At 67.0% G+C, this 1,317-nt stretch carries 1 protein-coding gene and 1 other annotated feature; the gene reads left to right on the forward strand.

Annotated elements, in window-relative coordinates:
• Positions 1 to 52: 52 nt before the first annotated feature.
• Positions 53 to 1,287, forward strand: a protein-coding gene (locus ACIBEA_RS44630) for an IS3 family transposase (protein WP_399270327.1) whose coding sequence is annotated in 2 segments (ribosomal slippage) — positions 53 to 332 and positions 332 to 1,287 — 1,236 coding nt in all. Because the reading frame shifts where the segments join, the coding sequence is not laid out codon by codon here.
• Positions 331 to 459: a sequence feature (AL1L pseudoknot), on the forward strand. (Overlaps the previous gene by 129 nt.)
• Positions 1,288 to 1,317 lie beyond the last annotated feature (30 nt).

Below are 1,317 nucleotides of genomic sequence, written 5' to 3' on the forward strand. Positions count from 1 at the left end.
TGAACCGCCCCGGGTTTGATGGAGACATCGAAGACCCGGAAGGATGTCGATCATGGCTGCTCCCCGTAAGTACCCCGACGAACTGCGTGAGCGTGCGACGCGTCTGGTGGTCGAGGCCCGTAAGGACCCGGTCGGCCGGGCCGGCGCGATCAAGCGGATCGCCGACCAGCTCGACGTGCACCCCGAGGCTCTGCGGGGGTGGGTCAAGCGCGCTGAGACCGACGACGGTCTGCTGCCCGGTAGCACCAGTGCCGAGGCCGCCCGGATCACGGAGCTGGAGCGGGAGGTGAAGGAACTGCGGCGGGCGAACGCGATACTCAAGTCCGCGTCGGCTTTCTTCGCCGCGGAGCTGGACCGTCCACTGCGATGAAGGTCGCCTACATCGACCAGCACAAGAACCTGTTCGGCGTCCAGCCGATCTGCGACGTCCTCGCCGAGACCGACGCGCCGATCGCGCCGAGCACCTACTACGCGGCACAGGGCCGCCCGCCGTCAGCCCGCCGCCTGCGCGACGAGCACCTCACCCAGGAGATACGCCGGATCCACGAGGCCAACTACAGCGTCTACGGGGCCCGCAAGGTCCACGCCGTCCTGGTCCGCGAAGGCCACGAGGTGGCCCGCTGCACAGTCGAGCGCCTGATGCGCAAGGCAGGCCTTCGCGGAGTGATCCGGGCCAAGAGCCCGCGCACCACCCGGCCGGCCCCCGAAACCAGCCGCCCGGCGGACCTGGTCGAGCGGCAGTTCACCGCGAGTGCCCCCAACCAACTGTGGGTCGCCGACATCACCTACATCAGAACCTTCTCCGGCTGGGTCTACGCCGCGTTCGTCATCGACGTCTTCTCCCGCATGGTCATCGGATGGCAGGTCGCCACCAGCCTCTACACCGACCTCGCCCTCGACGCACTCGAGATGGCGATCTGGCGCCGCCGGCACACCAACGCCGACCTCGCCGGCCTCACCCACCACTCCGACCGAGGAGTGCAATATCGAGCCCTGCGCTACACCGAACGCCTCGACGAGGCAGCCGCCGTCGCCTCGGTCGGCTCCAAGGGAGATTCGTACGACAACGCTCTCGCCGAGGCATTCAACAGCCTGTTCAAGGCAGAACTGATCCGCAACAAGGGCCCCTGGACCGGCATCAACGACGTCGAGATCGCCGTCGCCGAGTACATCGACTGGTTCAACCAGCGACGCCTCCACGGCGAACTCGGCCACATCACCCCCGCCGAACACGAAGCCGCCCACTACATGACCGAACCCCCAGCGTCACTCCAGAAAACCAGCTAACTCAGTCTCCACAAAACCCGGGGCTTGACA

The sequence above is a fragment of the Streptomyces sp. NPDC051555 genome, assembly GCF_044454405.1.
Lineage (GTDB): Bacteria > Actinomycetota > Actinomycetes > Streptomycetales > Streptomycetaceae > Streptomyces.